This is a genomic window from Pseudomonas sp. PK-RTE-24 (genome assembly GCF_054052265.1).
Genome location: NZ_CM133224.1, coordinates 4,318,030 through 4,341,163, shown reverse-complemented (window position 1 = coordinate 4,341,163; position 23,134 = coordinate 4,318,030). Strand labels below are relative to the sequence as shown.

General features: G+C 61.7%; 14 protein-coding genes. 5 read left to right on the top strand and 9 right to left on the bottom strand.

Features of this window, described 5'->3' with window-relative positions; genetic code table 11:
• The first annotated feature begins 172 nt into the window (after positions 1 to 172).
• From ACV8MC_RS19485 to ACV8MC_RS19470, 4 genes are all read left to right on the top strand, one after another.
• On the top strand, positions 173 to 1,030 hold the full coding sequence (locus ACV8MC_RS19485) for a glucose 1-dehydrogenase (RefSeq protein WP_016774822.1): 858 nt from the start codon (positions 173 to 175) through the stop codon (positions 1,028 to 1,030).
• An 87-nt stretch (positions 1,031 to 1,117) separates the two neighbouring features.
• On the top strand, positions 1,118 to 1,729 hold the full coding sequence (locus tag ACV8MC_RS19480; RefSeq protein WP_056786193.1) for a Yip1 family protein: 612 nt from the start codon (positions 1,118 to 1,120) through the stop codon (positions 1,727 to 1,729).
• 42 nt (positions 1,730 to 1,771) lie between these two features.
• Positions 1,772 to 3,115, top strand: a complete 1,344-nt coding sequence (locus ACV8MC_RS19475) for a cation:proton antiporter (protein ID WP_457263062.1) — start codon at positions 1,772 to 1,774, stop codon at positions 3,113 to 3,115.
• Positions 3,116 to 3,299: 184 nt separating this feature from the next.
• Positions 3,300 to 3,593 carry a hypothetical protein gene (locus ACV8MC_RS19470; RefSeq protein ID WP_039761510.1) on the top strand — a complete coding sequence of 98 codons (294 nt, stop codon included), beginning with the start codon at positions 3,300 to 3,302 and terminating at the stop codon, positions 3,591 to 3,593.
• A 233-nt stretch (positions 3,594 to 3,826) separates the two neighbouring features.
• Here the strand turns inward: ACV8MC_RS19470 and ACV8MC_RS19465 are convergent, their stop codons facing one another.
• From ACV8MC_RS19465 to ACV8MC_RS19450, 4 genes are all read right to left on the bottom strand, one after another.
• Complete coding sequence (locus ACV8MC_RS19465) at positions 3,827 to 4,360, bottom strand: hypothetical protein (RefSeq protein WP_016774826.1); 534 nt, start codon at positions 4,358 to 4,360, stop codon at positions 3,827 to 3,829.
• 78 nt (positions 4,361 to 4,438) lie between these two features.
• A complete protein-coding gene (locus tag ACV8MC_RS19460; RefSeq protein ID WP_457263060.1) occupies positions 4,439 to 6,358 on the bottom strand; it encodes a PAS domain S-box protein in 1,920 nt (639 codons plus the stop codon).
• Complete coding sequence (locus tag ACV8MC_RS19455) at positions 6,351 to 8,681, bottom strand: helicase C-terminal domain-containing protein (RefSeq protein ID WP_457263059.1); 2,331 nt, start codon at positions 8,679 to 8,681, stop codon at positions 6,351 to 6,353. Before ACV8MC_RS19455 ends, ACV8MC_RS19460 begins: the two co-directional genes overlap by 8 nt.
• Positions 8,678 to 10,330: a VRR-NUC domain-containing protein gene (locus ACV8MC_RS19450; RefSeq protein WP_457263058.1), complete on the bottom strand. Its 1,653-nt coding sequence runs from the start codon at positions 10,328 to 10,330 to the stop codon at positions 8,678 to 8,680. The genes ACV8MC_RS19455 and ACV8MC_RS19450 overlap by 4 nt, the downstream gene beginning before the upstream one ends.
• A gap of 195 nt (positions 10,331 to 10,525) precedes the next feature.
• On the opposite strand from ACV8MC_RS19450, the gene ACV8MC_RS19445 reads away from it, so the two are divergent.
• Positions 10,526 to 10,750, top strand: a complete 225-nt coding sequence (locus ACV8MC_RS19445; RefSeq protein ID WP_016774830.1) for a YgdI/YgdR family lipoprotein — start codon at positions 10,526 to 10,528, stop codon at positions 10,748 to 10,750.
• Between the two features lie 207 nt (positions 10,751 to 10,957).
• Here ACV8MC_RS19445 and ACV8MC_RS19440 read toward each other — a convergent pair whose 3' ends face one another.
• From ACV8MC_RS19440 to ACV8MC_RS19420, 5 genes are all read right to left on the bottom strand, one after another.
• Entirely contained in the window at positions 10,958 to 12,811 is a 1,854-nt protein-coding gene (locus ACV8MC_RS19440) for a polyurethane esterase (protein WP_457265575.1), read from the bottom strand.
• 303 nt (positions 12,812 to 13,114) lie between these two features.
• Entirely contained in the window at positions 13,115 to 14,803 is a 1,689-nt protein-coding gene (locus ACV8MC_RS19435; protein WP_457263055.1) for a polyurethane esterase, read from the bottom strand.
• A 58-nt stretch (positions 14,804 to 14,861) separates the two neighbouring features.
• Positions 14,862 to 17,939: an autotransporter domain-containing protein gene (locus tag ACV8MC_RS19430; RefSeq protein ID WP_457263054.1), complete on the bottom strand. Its 3,078-nt coding sequence runs from the start codon at positions 17,937 to 17,939 to the stop codon at positions 14,862 to 14,864.
• Between the two features lie 245 nt (positions 17,940 to 18,184).
• Positions 18,185 to 21,130: an autotransporter serine peptidase EprS gene (gene eprS / locus ACV8MC_RS19425; RefSeq protein WP_457263052.1), complete on the bottom strand. Its 2,946-nt coding sequence runs from the start codon at positions 21,128 to 21,130 to the stop codon at positions 18,185 to 18,187.
• A 633-nt stretch (positions 21,131 to 21,763) separates the two neighbouring features.
• Positions 21,764 to 23,134 carry a TolC family outer membrane protein gene (locus ACV8MC_RS19420; RefSeq protein WP_252882087.1) on the bottom strand — a complete coding sequence of 457 codons (1,371 nt, stop codon included), beginning with the start codon at positions 23,132 to 23,134 and terminating at the stop codon, positions 21,764 to 21,766.

Sequence of the window (23,134 nt, the reverse complement as noted above, 5' to 3'; positions counted from 1 at the left end):
AAGCGCAGTGTCAGTCGACATATTTATCGTCTGACAGACCGCTTTCGCGAGCAGGCTCGCTCCCACATTGGTTTTGCATCGCCAACCAGAATCCAGCGCAAATCCGATCGAACTCAAGGCAAAGCCACCGGGTCAACCCGGAACACTGGACTTGAAATCAGGAGACCCTGCGATGACTGACTATCCAAAACCACCCTTCCCGAAACAAGCCCAACCGGTGCCCGGCTCGCAACGCAAGATGGAACCGTATCCAGACTGCGGCGAGCAAAGTTACGTCGGTTCCGGCCGCCTCGCCGGCAAGATCGCGCTGATCACCGGTGCCGACAGCGGCATCGGTCGCGCGGTGGCGATTGCCTTCGCCCGTGAAGGCGCCGACGTCGCCGTGGCTTACCTGAATGAACACGAAGACGCCAAGGAAACCGCACGCTGGGTCGAGCAGGCCGGGCGTCAGTGCATCCTGCTGCCGGGCGATATCGCCGAGAAGGCTCAGTGCCAGGCGCTGGTCGACAAGACCGTCGAGCGCTTTGGCCGCATCGACATTCTGGTCAACAACGCCGCGTTCCAGATGACCCACGAAAACTTCGAAGAAATCCCCGATGACGAATGGGTGATGACCTTCGACGTCAACATCACCGCCATGTTCAGGATCTGCCAGGCGGCGATCAAGCACATGCGCCCAGGCTCGTCGATCATCAACACCAGCTCGGTCAACTCGGACATGCCCAAACCGACCCTGCTGGCCTACGCCACCACCAAAGGCGCGATCGCCAACTTCACCGGTGGCCTGGCGCAGATGCTCGGGCCGAAGGAGATTCGCGTCAACAGCGTCGCCCCAGGCCCGATCTGGACACCGCTGATCGTTTCGACCATGCCCGACGAAGAAGTACAGAACTTCGGCGGCAGCACCCCGCTCGGCCGTCCGGGCCAACCGGTAGAAGTCGCACCGATTTATGTACTACTGGCCTCCGACGAAGCCAGCTATATCACCGGCCAGCGCTACGGCGTGACCGGCGGCAAACCGATGCTGTAACCGTGCAGCAGAAAAACTGAACCCGAGCGGCATGGCATCTCTCCATACCTGTAAGCGCCTACGGGCCAACAGGAACAGGAGGTTGTCATGTCCGCCCCCCTCGTCAGACTCTTCACCCAACCCAACTTCGCCTGGACCGATATCCGCCGCGAAGAAGAAACCCATCCCCGCCATTACCTCGCGCATTTGCTGCTGCTCGCGCTGATTCCGGCCGTGTGCCTGTTCATCGGCACCACTCAAGTCGGCTGGAGCCTCGCCGCGGGTGAGAACGTGCGCCTGAGCACGGCCAGCGCCCTGCAATTGAGCGTGCTGCTGTACGTGACGATTGTCGCCGGTGTGGCGGTTATCGGCGGGTTTATCAGATGGATGTCGCGTTCATTCGATGCGCGACCAACGCTGAATCAATGCATCGGTTTTGCCGCTTACACGGTGACGCCGTTTTTCCTCGCCGGGATCGCCGGGCTGTACCCGAGCCGCTGGCTGGCGATTCTGGTGCTCGGCGCGGCGTCAATCTATTCGACGTTTTTGCTGTTCGTCGGCCTGCCGACCTTCATGCATGAGCGCAAGGAGCAAGGCCTGCTGTATTCGGCGTGCGTGTGGGGCGTTGGCCTGCTGGTGCTGGTGACCATGCTGGTGTCGATGATCCTGCTGTGGTTCAACGTGCTCATCCCCGAGTACCTGCGCACGACCGTGAGCTGACCCGGTGCGCCTGTCCTCGAGAATTCACCGAAGTGAGCGGTCATGAGTTTCGGCGTATGGGTCGCGGTGCTCGGCGCCGTGCTGCTGACGCTGGCCCTGACGTCGTCTTGGTTGCGCTGGATGCCGGTCACCACCTCGGCGGTGTGCCTGCTGCTGGGCATTGCCATCGGCCCCAGCGGCCTCGACCTGCTGCAATTGCCGCTGGAAGAATCATCATTGTGGATGGAGCACCTGACTGAAGTCGCGGTGCTCTTTTCCTTGTTCGTCTGCGGTCTGAAGCTGCGGTTGCCGTTGGCCCACAAGACCTGGCGTATCGCTTTTGGTCTGGCCGGGCCGGTAATGATTCTGACGATTATCGGCGTGTGCCTGCTATTGCATTGGGGCCTGCAATTGCCGTGGGGACCGTCGTTGCTGATCGGCGCGATTCTGGCCCCGACCGACCCGGTGCTCGCCGCACTGGTGCAGGTCAATGATGCGCAGGACGTCGACAGCGTGCGCTTCGGCCTCTCCGGTGAAGCCGGGCTCAATGATGGCGTGGCTTTCCCTTTCGTGATTCTCGGTCTGCTGTTGCTGCACGGTGACGGCAGCGCTGGCGAATGGCAGCACTGGGTGCTTCGCAGTCTGTTGTGGGCGGTGCCGGCGGGTTTGCTCACCGGTTACTGGATGGGGCGCGGCATTGGCCGCATCGCTCTGTTACTACGCATTCACAACGAGGACAGCACCCTCGGCCCGAACGATTACCTGACCCTCGCGCTGATCGCACTGTCCTACGTGGTGGCCGACGCCATTGGCGGCTACGGCTTTCTTGCGGTCTTCGCTGCTGGCCTGGGTCTGCGTCAGGAGGAAGTCAAATCCACGGGCATCACCCAGGCACCTGCCGAGCATCTGGTGCAGCCGGTGGTCGGTCATCAGAACGTCGAACCACAGAACGCCGTGCACGGCGACACGGAGCAGTTGGAAGACAGCCAGGTCGCGGCGGGAATCATGATGGGCGACATGCTCGCATTCGGCAGTCTGGTCGAGCGGGCGATGGAAGTGTTTCTGGTGACCCTGCTCGGCGTCGTACTGATTGCGCATTGGGACTGGCGGGCGTTGTGGATCGGCGCCGTGCTGTTCTGTCTGATTCGTCCGCTGAGCGTGGCGCTGATGCCATGGGGCACTCTGCTCAGCTGGCCGCAGCGTTTGTTGATCGGCTGGTTTGGCATTCGCGGCATCGGCAGCCTGTTCTACCTGTTCTTCGCCCTGAACCATGGCCTCGATTCCGACGTGGCCAAGGTTTGTACCGACATCACGTTGTCGGTGGTGGCCCTGAGCATCCTGCTGCATGGCATCAGCACACAGCCGATGCTGGCGCGCTATGAAAGTCTGAAGCAACGAAAAAGCTGATTCTTCAACCGCTGCGCTTTGCCGAAAATCATCGAAGATTTTTCTACAAAAAAATGGATCGCCGGGCGCGACCCAAGGGTCACACCTTTAACCGCGCCAACCATCCAGCGCGACCCGGCAGGTTCGGTTCCCCTGCGGTGAACAGCCTATCAAACGGAACCCCGACACAAACAAGGTCACAGTCATGAACGAATGCTCGACTCCTGCGCAAATCAAGGCTTGCAGAGCACTGGCTCTGGAACGCAATCGTCAACTGTTCGAAGAAGCCCACGAACTGAACCGAGCGGCCAACGCGCTGCTGGAACAGACCCCGACCGACTTCGAACGCTTTGAGCAATACCGGGCACTGCGCAAGAAAGCCGATGCGAAATTTGAAGATGCGATTGATCATCTGTGTGTGCTGAATGAGGATTTTCCGCCGATTCCGGCAGCGGTGCAGAATGCTGTTACGCCGCGACGTGAGCTGGAAACCGCGTGATAAAAGTCAAAAGCCCCTCACCCTAGCCCTCTCCCCGAGGGAGAGGGGACTGACCGAGGTGTTCTCACGTGCTACACCGACCTGGCATACCGCGCCGAATGTAGATTTTTAAAAGCATGAAGATCTGCTCCCTTTCCCCCTCGCCCCCTTGGGGGAGAGGGCTGGGGTGAGGGGTAAGATCTCACAGACACCACAAAATCCAGCACCTGTCCCCTGCCCCCGACCAATCCACCTCAAGGATTGGTCACCTGAATAAACACCGCATACACCCCCAACATCACCCAGAACGTCGCAAAAATCCAAGGCGTGCGCACTGAAAACAGCAGCGACTTGCGATAGCCCTTGTGGCTCGATTCCATTTCGCTGAACAGTGGAGACTCGTCATACGCCGCGCCCATCACCGGCTCGCTGTGCAGCAACTGGCTCTGTTTGAAGTGCCAGTGATCGATGATGTCGTACGCCGCACGAATCCCCGGCCAGGCATTCAGCGAACTGAGCACACCAAGCAGCGCCAGAAACGGCGGCACGACAAGGGTGAACATCTTGCCCCACTCGGGATTGAGGTTGGCCATGCACGAGGCGAAAGCAATGACCAGAAACGACTGCGCCGCCAGATAGGCGTCGGTGCGGTTGGCGAGGATGCTGGTTTCGTACTGGATTTCCCGGCGATAGAAATCCAGGCGCTCCTTGGGTGAGCCAAACATCTTGGCGTCGTGTTCGGCCAAGGCTTCTTCAACAGCGCTTGGCTGGGTCAATATGCGAGACAAGAGACGTGCCCTCCAAAAGTGAACAAGACTTTTGGAAAGGCACGCGTCAGCACTAGTTCAGCCGGATCGACCAGCGCGTCACTTCATCGACTGGGCGATGATCTGGACCAGATTCAACTGGGTGAACGGTTTCGGCAGGCGCGGCAGATCGGCGGCGAAGCCTTCCAAACGTTCGGCGTATCCAGTGGCGAGAATGATCGGCAGATCCGGCTTGAGCATACGCAAGGCGTGAGCCAGTTGCGCGCCGCTCATTTTTGGCATGGCCATGTCGGTGATCACCAGATCGATGACTTCGCCCTGATCGAACAGCGCCAGCGCCTGGGCGCCGGAGGTCGCGCCGATGACGCGGTGGCCGAGGTCTTCGAGCAGCAGGCTGGTGCTGGTCAGCACCAGCGAATCGTCATCGACCACCAACACGCTGAGCCTTGGGACCGCAATGGGCGCGGCGTTGCTGTACGCCGGGCGACTGGCCGTCTGCTCTAGCGCCACCGGAATCCACAGTTCGGCCGCCGTGCCGTGGCCCTTCTCGCTTTTCAGAATAAAGCGCCCGCCCAACTGCTCGATAAAGCCATGCACCATCGACAAACCGAGCCCGGTGCCTTTGCCCAGGCCTTTGGTGGTGAAGAACGGGTCGCGGGCGCAGGCCAGCGTGGCTTCGTCCATGCCTTCGCCGCTATCGATCAGGCTCAGACAGACGTATCGGCCTGCCGCCAATGTCGAATGGATTTGTTCCAGCACCACTTCCGCTTGTGCCTGAATGATCACCGTGCCGCCCTCGGGCATGGCATCGCGGGCATTGGTGGCGAGATTGAGGATCGCCAGTTCCAGCTGATTGCTATCGGCCAGCACTGGCTGCAGGTCGTCGGGAAAGCGTGTTTCGATACGAATGCCCGGTCCGAGCGAACTGCGCAGCAGCCCGGTGATGCCTTGCACCAGTTGCGGGATATCCACCGATTCGGTCTTCAGTTCCTGACGCCGGGCGAAGGCCAGCATGCGCTGGGTCAGCGAGACACCGCGCAAGGCCCCTTGGGTGGCGTTCTCCAGCAGTCGAGCGATTTTCGGCGCGTCGCCGATGCGTTTCTGCACGATCTCGAGATTGCCGAGAATCACCGTCAGCAGGTTGTTGAAGTCATGGGCGATGCCGCCGCTGAGTTGGCCGATCGCCTGCATCTTCTGCGCCTGGAACAACGCCTCGCGGGTCTTTTCCAGGGCCTGCTGCGCCTCGTGCGCCTCGGTCACATCACGGGTGATCTTGGCAAAGCCGAGCAGCGTGCCGGTGTCGCCGCGAATCGCATCGACGACCACGTGGGCAAGAAACCGCGTGCCGTCCTTGCGCATCCGCCAACTGCGGCTCTCGAACCGGCCTTCGCGGGTGGCAATCTCCAGCGAGCGCTGCGGCTCGCCGAGTTCGCGGTCTTCGGGAGTGTAGAAAATCGAAAAATGCTGGCCGATGATTTCTTCCGGCAGGTAACCCTTGATGCGCTGCGCGCCCTGGTTCCAGTTGCTGACGCAGCCTTCGGGGCTGAGCATGTAGATCGCGTAGTCGGTGACGCCCTGCACCAGCAGGCGGAACTGCTGTTCGCTTTGCTTGAGGGTTTCCTCGGCCATTTTGCGGTCGGTGAGGTCGCGGGTGATCTTGGCGAAACCGAGCAGCTTGCCGTTGGGGTCGATGATCGGGTCGATCACCACGTGCGACCAGAAGTGCGTGCCGTCCTTGCGCACGCGCCAGCCCTCGCCTTCGAAGCGACCTTCACGGATCGCTGTGTCCAGCGCCCGTTGCGGCATGCCGTTGGCGCGGTCTTCAGGGGTATAGAAGCGCGAGAAATGCTCGCCGATGATTTCCGCTTCTTCGTAGCCCTTGAAGCGTTTGGCGCCGGAGTTCCAACTGGTGATGGTACCGTCGGGGTCGATCATGTAGATCGCGTAGTCGACAACCGCGTCGATCAGCAGCCGGAAACGGCTGTCTTCGATCGCTGCGGTTCTGTTGTTTTCACTCATCACACTCACCAGCCACTGTCATGGGCTGAAGTATGCGTGAATCCACTGATTTGGAAAGTGCCGGCTCGCTTTTGATTGCCCACCACTGCGGCAGCAGTTGCTGGATGCGGCTTTCGGCAAAGCGGTCATCAATGAGCATGACCGTGCCGCGATCCTCACGGGTGCGAATCACCCGCCCGGCGGCTTGTACGACTTTTTGCATGCCCGGGTACAGATATGTGTAATCGTAGCCGGCGCCAAAAATCGCCGCCATGCGCCGCTTCATCTGCTCGTTGACCGGGTTGAGCTGCGCCAGCCCCAGCGTGGCGATGAACGCGCCGATCAGCCGCGCGCCGGGCAAATCGATGCCCTCGCCAAACGCCCCGCCCAGCACCGCAAACCCGACGCCCTGGCTGTCGGCGCTGAACTGGTCGAGAAACGCCTGCCGCGCGCCCTCGGCCATGCCCCGCGATTGCAGCCACTGGGTGATGTGCGGATGGCGCTCGGCCAATAAGGTCGCGACCTGTTGCAGGTAATCGAAACTGCTGAAGAACGCCAGGTAATTGCCCGGGCGCTCGCTGAACTGGCGCGCGATCAGCTCGACGATAGGCTCCAGCGAGGCCTGGCGATGGTTAAAACGGGTGGAGATCTGGCTGACGATGTGCACCTGCAACTGCTCGGCGCTGAACGGCGATTCGACGTCGATGCACACCGTGTCGGCGGGCGTGCCGAGCAGGTCGGCGTAATAATTGCGCGGGCTCAGCGTGGCCGAGAACAGCACGCTGCTGCGCGCCGCGCTCAGGCGCGGGCCGATGAACGCCGCCGGCACCACGTTGCGCAGGCACAGTTGCGACAGTGGACGTTTGCGGTCGAGGTCGCGTTTGCTGATATCGAACAGGTAATGCGCGTCGTACAGCTCGGCGACCCGGGCAAATTGCAGCAGGTCGAAATAGAAATTCTGCAGGCCGCTGTCGAGGCCTTGCGGATGCTCGTTGAGGTAATCACCAATGGCCGCGCAACACAGCGAGATGGCGTGCAGGAGCTTGTCCGGCGCCTTGTCGTACGCCTGATACGCCGCCAGTTGCGGCGCATGCAGCGCGTTCCATTCGCGGTTGACCCGTTGCAGGGAATTCTTCAGCGCTGCCGGCGCGGTTTTGCGCACGCTGGCGAGGGTGAACTGGTCGAGACTGGCGCTGTACATTTGCCGGCCGCGTTCGACCAGGTTGTGCGCCTCGTCGGCCAGCACCGCGACTTTCCATTGATTGAGCTGGGCCAGGCCGGACAGCAGCGCGCTGAAGTCGAAGTAATAGTTGTAGTCGGCAACCACCACATCCGCCCAACGGGCCATTTCCTGACTCAGGTAATACGGGCATACGCTGTGCTGCGCGGCAACTTCACGCATCGCCGCCTGATCCAGCAGATTGATATGGCTGGCAGATTCGCGGGCAGCCGGCAGGCGATCATAAAAACCCTGGGCCAACGGACAGGATTCACCGTGGCAGGCTTTGTCCGGATGTTCGCAGGCCTTGTCGCGAGCAACCATTTCCATCACTCGCAGCGGCAAGTCCGGCGCTTGCCTGAACAACACTTGACTGGCATCGAGCGCCAGTTTGCGTCCGGGAGTCTTGGCGGTGAGAAAGAACACCTTGTCCAGTTGCTGCGGCGCCAGGGCCTTGAGCATCGGAAACAGCGTGCCAAGGGTTTTGCCAATCCCGGTCGGTGCCTGGGCCATCAGACAGCGGCCGGTGCTGACGGCTTTGAACACTGATTCGGCCAGATGCCGTTGGCCGGGACGAAAATCCGCATGCGGGAACGCCAGTTGCTGCGCGGCCAGATTGCGCGCTTCGCGATGGGCCATTTCCTGCTCGGCCCATTGCAGGAACAAGCCGCACTGCTGCGTGAAAAACGTCTGGAGTGACTCGGCGCTGTGGGATTCGACCAGGCAGGTTTCCTTTTCGCTGACGACGTCGAAATACACCAGCGCCAGATTGATCTGCTGCAATTGCAGTTTCTGGCACATCAACCAGCCGTAGATTTTCGCCTGCGCCCAGTGCAACTGGCGGTGATTGGCCGGTTGCCTGCTCAGGTCGCCGCGATAGGTTTTGACTTCTTCCAGGCAGTTTTGCGCCGGGTCGTAGCCATCCGCCCTGCCCTTGACCTTCAGCTCGCCGAATTCGCCTTGCAGAGCCACTTCGCTCTGGTACTGCTCACTGCGCCGCGACGCCACGGTGCGATGGCCGACGATGCCTTCGAGCGCCGTTGGTGACGGGGTGAAGCGCAGGTCGAGATCACCGGTCTTGGCGGTGAACTCGCACAGTGCACGCACGGCAACGCTGTAACTCAAGCGCTCTGCTCCGCCCATTGCACGTAACACACCGCCACCGGCATCTGGTGCTCGTGGCAGAACTCCAGCCAGCGCAGTTGATTGTCCTGCAAGCGGTCGCCGGGGCCTTTGACTTCGATCATCCGGTAGGTCTTGTGCTGCGGCCAGAACTGGATCAGGTCCGGCATGCCAGCGCGGTTGGCCTTGATGTCGAGCAATAGACGATTGCACCAGTGTTTGAGGTGTTCGGCGGGCAGACAGGCCAGCGCCTGTTCCAGCAAGTCTTCGTTGAGCGCGCCCCAGAACACGAACGGCGACTGGATGCCCCACTTGTCGACGAAGCGCTGGCGGATGGTCTCGGCGTAGCGGCCGTCATCGAGTTCGCCCAGGCAGGCCTGGAACAGCTCGGCGCGGCGCTCGAGGAAGTCTTCGCTGAGCAGATCCACCGGGCCGCGCTGGAACGGGTGGAAGAACGCGCCCGGCAACGGCGCGAAGATCGCCGGCCAGCACAACAGGCCGAACAGTGAATTGATCAGGCTGTTCTCGACGTAATGCACCGGGCCGTCATCGGCGTGCAAGTGCGCTTGTACGTGAAATTCCACCGACCGCGCCGGATCGCTGCGCGGCAAATGCAAATCGAGGCGCTCGACCTCTCTGGCCTTGGCACGCTTGAGCGGCGGGCCACCGAGTTTACGCCGCAGACGCGGGACGATGCGCTGCAAGCCTTGCTGCTCGGCGGCACTTTGCGGCGCCTGTTCGGCCAGCGTGCCGAGTTCCAGCGCCAATGCATATTCGCCGCAACGTTCAAGCACACGGATCATGCGCAGCCGTGCGCCCGGATAAGCGCAGTCGCGGTAAACACTCAGGGCCAGGGCAAAGTCGCCGATGCGCTCGGCGTACTGGCCGATCTGGAACAACGCCTTGGCTTGTCGGCGGCGCAGCCACGGGTTGTCGAATTGCACGGCGTTGATCTGTTCGACGATCTCGTCCAGCGCTTCACCGGCTTCGAAGCGCAACTGGCATTGATGCAGGAACAGGCAGGCGTCGACGTCTTCGCGACTGCGCAGGCCTCGGGAGTCAGCGCAGAACTCGACTTTTTCATAAGTGAAGATGCCGAGGTCGGCCAGCACGAACTCCGACCAGTCTTGATAAAGGTTGCCGAAGAACATCAGCCGCAGGCGATCGCACAGGTCCATCAGGGTCAGGCTGAACAGCCGGTCAGCCAATTGCGGCGCCCAGGCGCGCAGCGTTTGCGCCTCGCTGAACTGTTCGGCCAGCACGGGCAGCCATTCGTCCTTGCGCCCTTTCGGTTGATCGATAAAGGTGCCGAACGCTTGCAGCAGCTCGGCCTTGAGCAGGACATCAAACAGCTCTGCCAGGGTCAGCGCAGCGTGTTCATCGAGCCAGCCGCGATCAAGCAACGGCTGCGCCGCCTCAGCGATGTCGCCGATTTCCAGATAATTGAGTTTGCTCGCGCGAAAGTGAATGCCCTTGCGCATGACCATGCGCACCAGCAATCCCTGCGAGGCTTGCGGCAGCGTGTTGAAGTCGCGGATGAAGCCGTGCTCGCTTGTGCTCATCACATCGGCATAGCGAAGCCCAAGCCAATCAAGCACTTGCCGGAAGTTGTTGAGGTAATAGAACGGATCGTCGAGAGGGTTGGAGGTCACGGGAATTCAAAGCCACGGCAAGCGAATACTGGTTATGCGTACAGATACCAGCTCAGCCCCGCCCGGCGCAAACGGAAAAAGATCAATGGCATTTTTTCGCGCCGCCATCGAACTTTTCCGCCGCTGCTGGCACCAACCGCGTTACAGGGCCGACAATGCCCGCAATCACATTCAAGCAAGGAGTCAGAGGTGGGTATGAAAATCAAGATGCTGGGTATTCCTGTAGCAGTCGCAGCCCTGTTGGCGCTGGGCGGCTGTTCGACCCAGACCGTGGTGACGCTGCAGAACGGCACCCAGTACCTGACTGAGGACATGCCGAAGACCGAGACCGAAGATGGTTTTTACGAATTCGAAGACATCTCTGGCGCCAAGGTCAAGGTTCGCGCCGATGAAGTCGCGACCGTGCGCAAGGAAGACTGACTTGGCCTGAATGATCGTTCCCATGCGCAGCAAAGGAATGCCTCCACGGACGCTCCGCGTTCGGTTCTTGAGTGGGACGCAGAGCGTCCCGGGCTGCATTCCCACGCGGAGCGTGGGAACGATCACACACTGGATCTGCGTCGTTCACAAATCCCCTGTGGGAGCGAGCCTGCTCGCGAAGGGGCCGGCACAGGCCCCGCATCAACCTCAGGCGATAACCACCCCGTCGTCGCTCAAACTCCCCAGCGCCACCCCCACCAACGTCACCGAATCCCCACCAAACGTCAGCACAGTATCCTGCCCGACCGCCGACGCACGGGCGCGCAAATCATCCCCCGGCAACACACCCTGTACGCCGAGAAACACCAGTTTGTCATCGGCCGTATAGCCAACGACCCGATCCTGGCCGAACGCGCCGTGGAACAGAAACGTATCCGCCCCGCCGCCCGATTCCAGCAGGTCATTGCCAGCGCCGCCGACAAACACATCATTGCCCGCGCCGCCGAGCAAATGATCATTGCCCTCAAGGCCAAACAGCCAATCACCGCCCGCATGCGCCTTGAGCGTGTCATTGGCAGCCGTGCCTTTCATGCTCGACTCATAAGCGGTGAGGTTGCTGCCGACTTTCAGCCCCGTGGCCGTGACGCTGTGCAACACGTCGTCCTTGAACACGCCCCAGAGAAACCCCGGCTCTTTGCTGACAATGCTGCCGATGTCGCGGGTAATGCTGATCCCGCCGTTGGCATCGCGGATGTACAGGTTGCCGGCACCGTCGTTGGCGAAATCAAAGTTCTTCACTGTTTGCTGCAAGTCGAGCGTGTTGTTGCCCTGCCCGCCCAGAATGACGTTGTAGCCGCCGTTGTCGCGGAAGCTGTCGTTGCCGGCGCCGCCCTCCAGATAGTCATTGCCGCTGCCGCCCTGAATCAGGTCACTGCCGTCACTGCCAATAATGAACGTGCTGCCCTTGTGGGTTTCGGCGTTACGGTTGAGGTCCTGTACCCAAGTGTTTGCCCGCGCCGGGTCGGAGAGGTTGGCGACGATGATCGTCGAGTCGCGGCTGGTCAGGTCGTAGAACTTCGATTCCAGCACGCGGGTCATGCCGTCGCCGTAGCCAGTGGGCAGGTGCGAAATCCAGGTCGGGATATTCAGGATCGAATACGGCAGCACGTTCCAGGCGTTCGAGGCGTAGTGATCGTTGAAGCTGACGAGGTTGTCGGTGGTGGATGTGTGCGGCGCATCGTGCACACCCACCGAGGCACTGCTGAAGGTCGAACCGTCGAGGGCGCGAAACACCGGGTCGTTTTCGTAGCCGATATTCAGCACCTTGTCGCCGCTGCTCTGGGTCGGCGAGGCGTAGGCGATGTAGTTGGAATCGGCGAAGAAACCGCCCCACTTGCCAGCGCTCAAGTCAGCCATGCTGTTCACCGCCAGACCGCCCAGGCTGTGGCCGCTGACCAGCACGTCCTTGCCGCTGAGGCCGTTGGCCCGGGCGAATACGACAACATCGTTGAGCAGATTGCCGAAAGCTTCGCCGACGTAGTTTTTTGCGTAATCGGCCGGGCCGAACGCTGCGAGCAGATCGTTGATCACGTCGCCAATCGAATCACCAATGAGGATTTCGCGCGGGCCGCTGGTGCCGCGAAAGGCGATACCCAGTTCGGTGAGGTGACCCTGGACATCGTACTTGCCGAGGATTTCCACTTGCGCGCTGGTGTAGCCGGCCTTCTCGCCGAAGAACGTCCCACGTGCATCGGTCTTGCCGTCGTAGCCCAATTGCGCAGCGGTGATGGGCGTCCAGCCGGCCTTTTGCACGGCATCGAGGGCGAGTTTTTCCGAGTCGGGATTCCACGGGATACCGGGGATCACCCCTTGCGAATCGGTGCCGCCAATCAGTGCGGTGACCAGCGTTGCCGGCAGGCCCAGGCCGAAGCCGTTGTGCTGATAACCGGCGGCGAAGCCGTTATCGAGGTTGTGATAGGAATACAGCGTGATCGCCATGGCATCGCTGAACAGCGCCGCGGAATCGGCTGTGCCGAAGTTCTTGTAGTCGTATACACCCATTGCCATTGCCTCTCTTGTTGTTGGAATTGTCAGAGATAGCTCACAGCCAGAGCGCGGGGCTCTGGAGCATTCGTTACATCTTGCACATCCTCTGTAGGAGCTGCCGAAGGCTGCGTTCTTTTGGGACGCAGAGCGCCCCCGGCTGCATTCCCACACAGAGCGTGGGAACGTTCATGTGTACGCCGCACCTGTGGGAGCGAGCCTGCTCGCGAAGGCGGCAGCACATTCAACATCACAATCGCCTGACCCACCGTTTTCGCGAGCAAGCTCGCTCCCACAATGAGATCTCCTGCACCTTCGGAATCAGGCAAAGACGAAACTCGAATCCGTCAGGTCAGTCACGCCGACGCCAATCAGCGTCACGGCAAAATCGCCGACTTTCAGCACGGTATCAGCGCCGGACTGCGCGGCATGCTGCTTGTAGTCATAACCCTGTCCCGCGCCCGCGACGCCCATGAACAGCAGTTTGTCGCTGCCTTGATAACCATTGATCGCATCGAAACCGAACGCGCCGCTGAACAGGAAGGTGTTGCCGCCACCCACCGCCGTCATCACGTCGTTGCCGGCGCCACCCACGAAAGTCACCTGCGACTTGTCACTGATCAGTTGATCATCGCCACCAAGCCCGAACAGCCAGTCGCCATCGGCCGTGGCATGCAAGGCATTGCCGTAGCCATCACCGCTGAGCGAATGGTTGTACTGGGTCAGTTCGCTGCCGTTGCTCAGGCCCTTGGCGGTGACGCCCCAGGTGATTTCCTTGCTGCCCCACCACGAACCGGCCTCTTTACTGACCAGCGCGCCGATGTCACGGGTCAGGCTGATGCCGCCGTAGGCGTCGCGCACGTACAGCGTGCCGTCGCCGTCGTTAGCGAAGCTGAAGTTCTGCAACGGTTTCTGCAGTTCGAAGGTGTTATGGCCCTGGCCGCCAAAAATGACGTTGTAGCCACCGTCATCGCGGAAACGATCATCGCCACCCAGTCCTTCAAGGAAATCGTTACCCGCCCCGCCCTTGAGCCAGTCGCTGCTCTGCGTGCCGATGATGAAGGTGCTGCCGCTGTGCGGCTCGCCGCTGCGGCCCAGGTCCTCGACCCAGGTCTTGCTCCGCGATGCCTCTTCGAGATTGGCAACGATGATTGTCGAGTCGCGCTCGGTCAGGTTGTAGAACGCCGAATCGATCACCCGATTCAAGCCATCGGCGTAGCCCAGTGAACTGTGCGCCGACCAGTTCAGCGGGTTGGCGATGCTGAACGGCACCAGGTTCTGCGCCGTGGAGGCGTAGTTGTCGGTGAAATTGACGAGGTTGTCGGTGGTCGATTCGTGAGGCTTGTCGTGCTTGCCCATCGACGCCGTGCTGAACGTGGTGCCATCGAGTACGCGAAACACCGGATCATTTTCGAAACCGATGTTGAGCACCTGGGGGCCGGTGCTGCTCTGGGTCGGCGAGGCGAAGGCGATGTAATTGGCATCCTTGTAGAAGCCGCCCCAGTTGTCCGCGCTCAATTCAGCAACGCTATTAACCCCGAGCCCACCGAGGCTATGGCCGCTGATCAGCACGTCCTTGGCGGCAATGCCGTTGGCGATCGCGAAAGCGGCGACGGCCTTGAGCAGATTGTCGAACGCGTTTTTGGCGTAATTGCTCGCGTAATCCGATGGCCCGACCGCCGCGAGCAGATTGTTTTTCAGATCGCCGAAAGTGTCGCTGTAACCCAGCCCGCCGGTGCCGCGAAAGGCAATGCCGAGGCCGATCAATTTGCCAGCGGCGTCGTACTTGCCGAGCACTTCCGCCTCGGCGCTGGTGAAGCCATCCTGTTCCCCGAAGAACGTGCCTTGCACGCCGACCTTGCCCTGATAGCCCAGCGCCGTCGCGGCGACCGGTGCCCACGCGGTGGCCGGCAACGGTTTGCCGGTGGGCGTGTAGGCATACAGCGTCAGTGCGATGGCGTCGCTGTACAACCCTTTGCCGTCGGCATTTTTGTAATCGAACAATCCCATGTGCAGCGCTCCTTTTCCTTGAAAAACCGGCAGCCCGAGAAGCGCTGCCGGTTACGCCTCAGAACTGCCAGTCGAGAGTCAGACCGACGCCGTGATCTTTCTCGTTCGAGCCGATCAGGCCGTTGTAGTCGAGGTTGACCCGCACGTCGCGATTGAGCGCCAGCCCGGCGCGCACGCCCACCACAGCGGCGTCACGATCCATCGACACGCTCTGCACGGTGAACGCGCTGTTGCCGTTGGCGAAGGCCAGATGGCTGTCGGCATCGACGCTGCTCAGGTTGTGCTGCCAGCCGAGGCTTGCGCCCAGTTCCAGCTGATGCTTGTCCGACACAGCGAAGCTGCGCTTGGCGCGCACGCCGAGGGTCGACAGCACCACGTCGCGATTGTCTTCACCACCCTTGAGCGCGGCAGCGTCACCCTTCTCGGTGAAGCTGTCGGTGTTGAGGTGCACGTAGGACAGATTGGCGAACGGCTCCAGGTTCATCGGTTGCAGGCCCAGATCGTATGCGGCCTCGGTGAACACTTGCGCGGTGGTCGCGTCACGTTTGGTTTTCTGTTTGCCGCTGACGTCGCCGAACTGCAGATCACGTTTGACGTCGATGCGATGCCAGCTGTAGGCGCCGCCGACGGTCAGGCGCAACGCGTCGATTTCATGGCCCAGATACGCACCCAAGTGGTAGCTGTCGACCGACGCCGACGAATGCGTGCCGCTGCCCATGCTCAACGAACTGTCGCTGTAACCTGTGACGAAACCGAGACGGGTATCTTCAGCAATCAGACCGTCGACACCGGCCAGCAGCCCACCGATGGAGCTGTTGGAATCGGCATTGTCGTGTCCGCCGTCACTCTCGCCCCACGAGCCGAGGACCTTGACCCAGACGTTGCTGCGATCATCAGTCGGCGCATCGGCGTTGAACAGATCACGCTCACGCAGGCGCTCGCCGACGGCTTCGCGCAGGTAGCGGCTGTCGTTGATCAGCAGCGTGCCGATGGCCGGGTGAATCTCGCCGGACAACTGTTGAAAGGCCTGCTGCGCCGACGCCGGGTTGGGCGACAGCAACAGGGTTTCGAACAGCGCATTGCCCGCCCCCAGACGTTCGGCGGCCGCACCAACGGCGCGCTGGTTCGGCGTCAGACCGACGCTGGCGAACGATGCCTCATTGCGCCCCACCGCCAGCTGAATGCCGCCCGCCGAGTAATCCAGGGTGCCGCCAAGGAAGGCGTAATTCGGCAAGACCTGACCGAAGCGCCCTTCAATGCCGCCCGCCGCTTGCAGGATGTTGTAGCGAGTGCCGAGCAGGCTTTGCACTTCGCCGGTGCTGAGCAAGGTCGGGCTGTTTTCCAGCGACAGGCTCACCGTGGCGCCGTCGATGATGGCTTTGCCGCCCGCAACGATCTGATCGCTGCTGGTTGGCGACAGCTCTACGGCGTAGGTCGAACCCGGCGCGAAGGTCACGTCACCGGCGACGTTCAGGGTGCCGATGGAGTTGCCCGGCGCCACTGTACCGCCGCTGTTCACTGCCAGCGCGCCGATGCGGCCATTGCCGCCGAGGATGCCGCCATTGTTGACGGTGACCGCCGATTGCAGCGAACCGTTGATGGCCAGTCGACCCTGATTGACCAGAGTCGGACCGCTGTAAGAGTTGTTGCCGGTCAGCACCAGGGTGCCGATGCCTTGCTTGGTCAGACCGCCGTGGCCGCCGATGTCGTTGCGCCAGGTGTCGAGGCCGCACGTGATGTCGCTGCACACGCGTTCGGTGGGTTTGCCCTGATCGATGATCGCGCCGATGCCCGGCAAGTCAGCGACAAACTGGCCGGAACCGTAAGCGCCCTGCACGCGGAATTCCTCGGGAATGTCCTGCTCGGTCACGAACATCGCCGGGCCATCGATGGCCTTGCGCAGGTTGATCATGCCCCAACCGTACAAGGCGTCGATGCCCGGTGCGCCGAGGTCGGTGGCGGTGGTGCGCAACACGCTGGCGACTTGGTCGCCGCTCATGTACGGAAAACGCTCCATCAGTACGGCAATGGAACCAGCGACATGCGGCGCCGCCATCGAGGTGCCGTTGTAATTGGCGTAGCTGGTGGTCAGGTTGCCGGCGTTGGTGCCTTCGATGATCGAGCTGTAGATCTTGGTGCCCGGCGCCGAGACGCAGTAACTCGCCGTATAGCCGCAGCGCGAGGAGAACGTGCTGATCACGTACGGATTGGCGCTGGCGGTGTCCGGGTTCTGCTGCAACGCGGCGACGGTGATCCAGTTCGGCGCGATGTCCGGGACGAAATAACCCAGGCCGGCAATGGCGTCGGGATTGTTCAGGTTGTAATCGTTGCCGGCGGCAAAAATGGTGACGATGCCGCTGCGTGCGGCGGCAATGGCGCCGTCGTAAGCGCCGCCGGGTTTGGTGCCGAGCAGCGTGCGGATTTCGTTGAACTGCAATTGCGCGTCGTTGACGGTGAAATGCGGATACGCCGGATCGCGGCCGCCGAGGTCGAAGCGGTCGGTGATGCCGATGCCCCAGCTGTTGTTGATGATCCGCGCCCCGCTGGCGATCAGCGCATCCCAACCGGCCTTGTACACCGCGCCGTCGTTGCCGCGCACGATGCCGTCTTCCGGGCCTGGGTCGCCGTTATCGGCGCTGATGATCTGCGCACCGAATGCAACACCGTGCATCACCCCGCCGTCGCGACTGCCCGCCGCGATGCCGCCGACGTGCGTGCCATGGGCGCCGAGCTTGCCGTTGGAGCCGACCGAGGGTGAACCGTCATAGAGGAACGCATCGCCGGCCTTTACCGGGATGTAAGGGTCGGTGTATTCGCGAATGCCGCTGGTGACCAGGGTGACGACTTTGTTGCTGCCGGAGAACTCCGGATGTGCGGCGTAGACCGGCTGATCGAAGATGCCCAGCTTCACGCCTTTGCCGGTGTAGCCGGCGGCGTAGGCGTAATCCGCGCCGATCGCGCCCAAGCCCCAGTCAGCCTTGAATTCATTGCTGCGCCAGCTCGACGGATCGCCGCTGCGGCCGTTTTCAACGTAAGGCGCTGCCTGTGCCATCGCACTGGCACAGAGCATGGCGACTGTCAGGGTTTTCAGGGCAAAGCGGCCACCCGATTGCGCGGGGGTATTGTTGTTATCCATCCACGACCTTCCTTAGTGATGTTGCGAAAAATCCGGTTGCCTTGATCGTTCCCACGCTCCGCGTGGGAATGCAGCCCGGGACGCTCCGCGTCCCATTGGAACGCGGAGCGTCCCTGGAGGCGTTCCCACGCAGAGCGTGGGAACGATCAATTCCCTTGCTGCACGTGGGAACGATCAGGTTTTGCGACTGCTGCGCAGTCGAGCGGGGATAAATCCCCTCGCCACGGTGACTCAAACACATGCAATCAGAACTGCCAGTTCAGGCTCAGGCCAACGCCATGCAGCTTCTCGCGGCTGGCCAGTTGGCCGTTGTAATCGAGGTTGACCCGCACGTCCTTGCTCAAGGCCAGACTGGCCTGCACGCCGACCAGTGCGGCATCGCGTACCAGCGCTGAGCTCTCCACGGAATACGGCGTGCCGCCGCTGGCAAAACGCAAATGCTGCTCTGATTCGATATCGCTGAGGCTGTGCTGCCAGCCGAGACGCGCGCTGACGTCCAGCGCTTGCTGGCTGGAAAGGTTGAAGGTTTTGCTCGCCCGCACGCCCAGAGTGCTCAGCACCACATCGCGCTGATCGCCCGAGCTTTTCAGCGCAGCGGCATCGCCCTTTTCGGTGAAGCCTTCGGTGTCCAGATGCAGGTAGGTCAGGTTGGCGAACGGTTCCAGCGCCAGCGCTTGCAGCTGCAAGCGATACGCCGCTTCGCCGAAGACTTGGGTGGTGGTCGCGTCAACTTTGGCTTTCTGCTTGGCGCTGACCTCGTCGTATTGCAGATCGCGCTTCACATCGCCGCGATGCCAGCTGTAGGCCGCGCCAGTGCTCAAGCGCCAGGCGCCGAGGTCGTGTGCGGCGTAAGTGCCGAGGTGATAGCTGTCGACTTTCGCCGAAGAATGGGTGCCCGAGCCCATGTTCAACGAGCTGTCGCTGTAACCGGTGACCAGACCGATGCGGGTCTGCTCGTCCAGCGCGCCGTCGACCCCCGCCAGCAGGCCGCCGATCGAGGTGTTGTAGCCGGTCGTGTCGTGGCTGGAATCGGTACTGCCCCAAGCGCCGAGTGCTTTGATCCAGCCGTTGCTGCGGGTCGCCGAGTCATCGTGCAGCCGCTCGCCAACCGCATCACGTAACTGGCGGCTGTCGTTGATCAGCATCGTCCCCAGCGCCGGATAAATCTCGCCGCTCAGTTGCTGGAAGGCTTGCTGCGCCGAGGCCTGAGTCGGTGCACGAAGCACACTTTCGTAAACCGAATTGCCGGCGCCCAGACCTTCAACTGCAGCGGCCACCGAACGCTGGTTCGGCGTTTGCCCGACGCTGGCGAAGCTGGTGGCATTGCGCTGGATATTCAGCTGAATGCCGGTTGCGGCGTAGTCGAGGGCGCCGCCGATGAACAGGTAGTTCGGCACTACTGCAGCGAACTGCCCCTGCACGCCGCCGGCCGCTTGCAGGATGTTGTACTGGCGACCGAGCAGGCTTTGCGCTTCGGCGCTGCTGAGCAAGGTCGGGCTGTTTTCCAGCGCCAGGCTGACGCTGGCGCCGCTGACGGTTGCCGTGCCGCCGGCGACGATGCGGTCACTGCTGGTGGGCGACAGCTCAACGGCGTAAGTCGAGCCCGGGGCGAGTGTCACATCACCAGCGACGTTCAAGGTGCCGATGGAATTGCCCGGTGCGACACGGCCGCCGCTGTTGGCGGTCAACGCGCCGATGCGTCCGGAGCCGCCGAGGGTGCCGCTGTCGTTGACGGTGACCGCTGAGGTCAGCGAACCGTTGACGGTCAGCAGACCGCCGTCGACGGTAGTCGGACCGCGATAGGTGTTTGCGCCACTGAGCAGCAATTGCCCGGCGCCGGACTTGATCAGGCTGCCCTCATACACCCGGTTTGCCGCTGCCGCATCACGCAGCATGCCGACCGCGTAATCGGTCTGCTCCTGCTGACTGGCGCCGGCCGGGACACCGTTCTCCCAGCCTTTGTCCTGTAGGGTTTGCTGCCAGGCGCTGTGCTCGGCGAGGTCTTCGTTTTGACGCTGGAGCAGCGCCTTGTCGGAGATGTCATTGCTCCAGACATCGCGCTGCCCTGCCCCCAGATTCGCGTCGAACGCACCGAGCAATTGCCCCGGCCCGCGCATCGCCCGATTGAGATTGGCGACGCCCCAGCCGACCCGCTCGTTCGGTGCGTCGGTGACCGAGCCATCGAGCTGGGTGGCGGTGGTCAGCAGCACCTCGAGCGCCTGCTGATTGTTCATGTACGGATAACGTTCCATCACCAGCGCCAGGGCGCCGGTCGCGTGCGGCGCCGCCATCGAGGTACCGGACTTGATCGCATAACCGCCACCGGGAATGGTGCTGTCGATCTTCGCCCCCGGTGTGGTGATGCACCAGTATTTGGCGATGCCGCACTGGTTGTATTTCTGCTGATTGCTCTGATCGAGCCCGGACACCGCCAGCCAGTGACCTTCCAGATCCGGCTGAAAGTACGGCAGCGCCGAACGTACGCTGGCATTCGGGTAGCCGCTGTTGCCGGCGCTGAAGACATTGATCACGCCGCGCCGGGAAACATCGGCAGCGGCGTCGAGCCAAGTGCCCTTGTTCCAGTGCTGCGCGTAGGCGGCGTGCAGATCCGCGAGAGTGCGGTAACTGACATCCGGCGGCTGACTGCCCCAACTGTTGTTGATCGCCCGCACCCCGGCATTGGCGAGGCTGTCGTAGACCGCTTTGAAATAACGCGGATCAGGGCTGGGGCCGAAGAGGAAGCTGTCGTTCTTGTTGGTGTTGCCGACGTAGATTTGCGCGTTGTACGCCACCCCGTGCATGCCGCTGCCATCACGGGCGGCGCCCATGGTGCCGACCACGTGGGTGCCGTGGGAATCGTTGTTCGGGTTGAGCGTGCCGTCGACGTTGAACGCTGAGCCATCGACGTAGCTGCCGCTGGCGGTTACCGGGTGATAACGGTCGGCGGAGAATTCGGGGTGGGCGGCATCGAAACCGGAATCGAGCGCGCCGATTTTCACGCCCTTGCCGGTGATGCCGGCTGCGTAGGCCTGATCGGCCTGCATGCGTTCCAGGCCCCAGTCGCGCAGGAACTCGGCACTGCGCCAACTGGCCGGATTGCCGGGCTGGCCGGGTTCCAGGTATTGCGCCTGCGTTGCCGAGGTCACCAGCAATAGCGTGCCGAGCGAAATCGGTTTGATGCGTACGTCCATGGTCATCATTCTCTTTTTTGTTGTTTTGTTCAGGGCTGAATTGCGGTGTCGCCTGTTCCCCTCACCCCAGCCCTCTCCCAAAGGGAGAGGGAGCCGACCGTGTTGTCTTCAGTTATTCAGCGACCTGGAAAACCAGTCGATTACGGATTCAGCACAGCTCGTTCAAATCGGTGCATCTCGCCAATCTCCCCGGATCGGTCCCCTCACCCCAGCCCTCTCCCAAAGGGAGAGGGAGCCGACCGTGTTGTCTTCAGTTATTCAGCGACCTGGAAAACCAGTCGATTACGGATTCAGCACAGCTCGTTCAAGTCGGTGCATCTCGCCAATCTCCCCGGATCGGTCCCCTCTCCCCCTGGGAGAGGGTTAGGGTGAGGGCTGTTGCGCGACCATAAATGCTTCGTCCACCCGCACCAGATCCTGCTCATTAACGTCTCGGTGCAAAGCCTCAGATCCTGCGGTGTCGCCCGTTTCCCTCACCCCAGCCCTCTCCCAAAGGGAGAGGGAGCCGACCGTGTTGTCCTCAGTTATTCAGCGACCTGGAAAACCAGTCGATTACGGATTCAGCACAGCTCGTTCAAGTCGGTGCATCTCGCCAATCTCCCCGGATCGGTCCCCTCTCCCTCTGGGAGAGGGTTAGGGTGAGGGCTGTTGCGCGACCACAAATGCTTCGTCCACCCGCGCCAGATCCTGCTCATTCAGCGTCCCGGCGTAGTAATGCAATTTGGTCCAGGCCATCAGGTAGTCGTAGCGTGCCTGGGCCAAATCCCGGCGGGTGGTGAACAGTTGCTGCTCGGCATTCAACGCATCGAGATTGGTGCGTTCGCCGCCCAGAATGCTTTGTCGGGTCGAGACCACCAGTGCTTCCGCCGACTTCAAAGCCTTCTGATAAGCACGCAATTTGCTCACTCCGGACAGGCACGCGCTGAACTGTCGGCGCAGTTCGATCAGGGTTTCGCGGGTTTTGCCATCCAGCTCGTACTCGGCCTGTTCCATGGTGCGGCTGGCCTGCCGTGTGGAGGCCGACACCCCGCCGCCGGCGTACAGCGGCACGCTGACTTCCAGGCCGATGGTGTTGGTTTCGTAGCGCTGGTTATAGGTGTTGCCGCTTTCCGACTCGTTGTCGCGCATCGAGGCATAGGCGCTTACTTTCGGCAGATGCCCGGCGCGGTTGCGTTCGACTTCATAGCGCGCCACTTCCACGGCCTGACGCTGCGAAGCGAGGTTCGGGTTGTTGCTGATCGCCAGTTCATGCCAGGTGTCGAAGTTGGCCGGTTGCAGGGTGAAGGTCTGGAATTGCTGACCAAGCGGCGCCAGATCACCGATATCCACCGCCGGCACGCCGACCAGCGCCCCGAGCTCACGCAAGGCGGCATCCTGCTCGTTGCGCGCTTCGATTTCCTCGGCAGTCGCCAGCTCATAGCGCGACTCGGCTTCGAGAATATCGGTGCGCGTGCCCTCGCCCTGCTTGAACATGTGTTCGTTCTGCTGGAACTGTTGCTCGTAGGCCTTCTTCTTCGCCTGTGCGATGTCGATCTGGTCCTGGGCGAACAAGGCTTTGGTGTAGTTATCCAGCACTCGCACCAACAGTTCCTGACTCTTGCCGCGAAAGGCTTCGTCGGCAAACAACGACTGCGCCACGCCTTTGCGATACGCCGCGTAAGCTTCGTAATCGAGTAGCGGTTGCTGCACCGTCAGCGCCGAGCCGTAACTGTTGTAGTTGCGCTCATCGGTGCGGTTGCGCGCGCGATCATCCAGAGACGTCGCCTTGGACGAGTTGCGGCCCTTGTTGTAGGTGTAGCCGATCCGTGGCAGCAGCCCGGCGCGGCCAATCGCGCGGTTTTCCAGGCCTGCATCGCGCTCCTTGATTGCACCGAGAAACACCGGATCGTTGCGCAATGCCTGCTCGTAGATCTCAAACGGCCCCATGGCCGCGACTGCCGAGTGACTCGCGAGCAGCGTCATTGCGGCCCCCAGCATGCAAAGCTTTTTCATACAGCCGAACAT